The organism is Actinomadura fibrosa (assembly GCF_900659615.1).
GTDB classification, from domain to species: domain Bacteria; phylum Actinomycetota; class Actinomycetes; order Streptosporangiales; family Streptosporangiaceae; genus Spirillospora; species Spirillospora fibrosa.
In genome coordinates this window covers 1-2735 of the sequence record NZ_CAACUY010000490.1, presented here as the reverse complement: position 1 = coordinate 2735, position 2735 = coordinate 1, and the positions used below count along the sequence as shown (strand labels likewise).

At 77.1% G+C, this 2735-nt stretch carries 5 protein-coding genes; all 5 read right to left on the bottom strand.

Features of this window, described 5'->3' with window-relative positions:
* Nucleotides 1-215, bottom strand: a 215-nt coding sequence (locus tag E1300_RS48965) for a hypothetical protein (RefSeq protein ID WP_131764082.1), incomplete at its 3' end; no start/stop codon positions are given.
* A complete protein-coding gene (locus E1300_RS48960; protein WP_131764081.1) occupies nt 212-685 on the bottom strand; it encodes a hypothetical protein in 474 nt (157 codons plus the stop codon). The genes E1300_RS48960 and E1300_RS48965, both read right to left, overlap by 4 nt.
* On the bottom strand, nt 682-1860 hold the full coding sequence (locus tag E1300_RS51125) for a molybdopterin-dependent oxidoreductase (protein ID WP_165503355.1): 1179 nt from the start codon (nt 1858-1860) through the stop codon (nt 682-684). The genes E1300_RS48960 and E1300_RS51125 overlap by 4 nt, the downstream gene beginning before the upstream one ends.
* Nucleotides 1836-2453, bottom strand: a complete 618-nt coding sequence (locus E1300_RS51120) for a class I SAM-dependent methyltransferase (RefSeq protein WP_165503354.1) — start codon at nt 2451-2453, stop codon at nt 1836-1838. Before E1300_RS51120 ends, E1300_RS51125 begins: the two co-directional genes overlap by 25 nt.
* Nucleotides 2450-2735 (bottom strand): DUF2064 domain-containing protein (locus E1300_RS48950; RefSeq protein WP_131764079.1); only part of this gene is annotated, 286 nt, incomplete at its 5' end. The genes E1300_RS48950 and E1300_RS51120, both read right to left, overlap by 4 nt.

Below are 2735 nucleotides of genomic sequence, written 5' to 3'. Positions count from 1 at the left end.
AGCAACTGCCAGGTCAGCGGGCGGTCCCGCGGCTGCGCGTGCAGCGGAGGCAGCCCGTCCTCCGTCGCCAGCCCGGCGCGGCGCAGGTGCCAGCCCACCGCGAACGCCGCCGCGATCCCCGCGGCCCAGACCGCCACGGCGACCCAACCGGCACGTCCCGCACGGCGCCCTGACTCCTCGGCCCGCGCCCGCCCTCGGACGCCGGTGACGGTCATCGCCGAACCCCGCCTTCAGGCCCCGGCCGCGGTCGGCGGCGGAGCCGCACACCCCGCCCGGCCCGTTCGACACCGACCCCCCGCTCCCTCAGCAGCCGGAAGGTCGCAGCCAGCACGGCCGCCGCCGCGATGGCCCCCAGGACCACCACCAGGTTGCGGCCGTACGGCAGCGGCAGACGCGAAGGCACGTCCGCGCGCCGCCCGTATCCCAGGACGAGCGGCAGCGCGATCGCGGACACGCACCCCGCCGCCACGAGCGCGCCCCGCACGACGCCCCGGTACGGGCCCGGCAGCCGCCTGGTGAGCAGCCCCGCCGCCAGCACCAGCGGGACCAGCACGCCGTCGTGCAGCACGGCCGCCCCGACGAACCACACGGCCCACCCGGACACGTCCACATGCAGGACGATGCCTCGCACCCCCACCGCGACGAGCACCAGACCCACCGCCGCCACCGCGATCCGGGCTTTCACGACACCACCAGCCGATGCACCCACTTGGTCTGCATGACCCCCGGCCGGTTCGGCGCGATCAACCGGCAGGGGAAGCCGTGGTCGAGGTCGAGCGGCGCACCGTTCACCCCGAGCGCCAGCAGCGTGAGCGGGTCGCGCCAGTGCGGCGGAGCGACGTCGGAGGTCCGGTAGAGGCCGCCGCGCTCCAGCGACTCCACCCGCACGCGGGCGCCGTCCGCGACGCCCGCCAGCCGCAGGACGTCCCGCAGCCGGACGCCCTCCCAGGTCGCCTCCGCGCTCCAGCCCTCCACGCAGGCGATCGGCAGCCGCGCCGTCCGCTGCGGCAGCGCCCGCAGCTGCGCGAGCGACAGCGTCACCTCGCGCTCGACGCGGCCCGTGACCGTGAGCCGCCAGCCGGCCTCGCGGGCGGCGGCGGCCACCCCGGCCCCGGCCGCCGACTTGTTCACCGGGAGCCCCTGCGGCCCGACCCCGGGACGGCGCGGCGCGAGCAGCGCCAGCCGGGCCAGCGGCGAGAACGCCTCCCCCACCGTCGTGAGCGCCACGGTGCCACTCGCGGCGGCGACCGTCAGCAGGAACGCGCGCCGCCCCACCGCGTCCTCCGGCCGGGTCATCACCGTCCGGCGCACCTTCGGCCACTCGTCCGCCACGTGGATCAGCAGGGCGCCGACCAGCAGGTAGGCGGTCCAGTAGTGCGCGGTCGTGAAGAAGAACGGGAACGGATACCAGTAGGAGATGTTCAGGACGCCCGTCACCAGCTGGAACAACGCGCCGCCCACCAGCACGAGCGCCAGCAGCCGCCGCCCGCCGTGCACGGCCGACCGGACCGGCGGCCACCGCAGCAGCTTCGGGTAGACCGTCCACAGCTTGGCCAGCAGCAGCGGCACCGTCGCCAGCCCGCCGATCACGTGCACGCCCTGGGTGACCCGGTACAGGTTCACCGGACGCGACGGCCACTGCGCCCAGCCCGGCGGATGCTGGAGGAAATGGCTGACCAGCCCCGTCGCGAACGCGGTCAGGAAGCTGGCGCCGAGCGCCATCCCCAGCCAGGCCGCCGTCCGCTCGTCGTGCAGGCGGCTGGTGAACCGCTCCGGCAGCGTCTGCAGGACGGCGGGCGGGCCCGGCAACGGCGGACGCGGCAGCGCGGGGATCCTCAGGAGCGCAGGGCGACGAACCACCGGCCCGCCTCCTCCCACATCTCGGTGACGGTCGCCGCGCACCCGGCCGCGAGCCCCGCGACGGCGTCCACCGGCACGTGCGCCCAGGTGAACCACTCGCCGACCGACCGCAGCGACCGCAACCGCATCGGCACCGTGCGCGCGCCGCCGCCGGGCGGATCCACCTCCACCAGGACGCGGCCGCCCGGGGCCGCCAGCGCCAGCACCCGCCGCAGCAGAGCGACTGGGTCGCCGCCGATGCCGATGTTGCCGTCGGCCAGCAGGACGGTGTCCCAGCGGCCGTCGCCCGGCACGCGCCCGAACACGTCCCGGCACAGGGCCGGTCCGCCCGCCGCCACCGTCAGCGCGACCGCGTAGGGGGCGACGTCGATGCCGAGGACCGGCACACCGCGCCCCGCCAGCGCCACCGTCAGCCGTCCCGGCCCCGAACCCACGTCCAGCGTCGGGCCGCCGCACCGGTCGAGCAGCCCGCCGTCGCCGGGACGCAGCGCCAGCCAGTCCCGCACGGGCAGGGGACGGCGCGCCCCGTCCGCGTGCTCGATCTCCACGGCCGCGCCGTCCCGCAGCGCCTCCTCGTAGAGCTGCCCGATCACGCCGGCACCCCCCTGCCGCTCGACCTGTCGCCCGTCCTGTCTCCCAGGTCGCGGACGGCGGCCGCGAACCGCCCGTGCGGCGCCGCGGCGGCGACGGCCTCGGCGTCCCGCGCGGTGTCCACATCGGTCAGCTCGGGCAGCACCGCCACCTCCAGCCCAGCGGCCCGCAGCCTCCCGAACTGGATTGCGCCGGTGTCCGGACGCGACATCGGGACGCCGCGCAGCAGCCGCGCGTCCGGACGCCGCAGGCCCAGCAGCCAGAACCCGCCGTCGGCCGCCGGA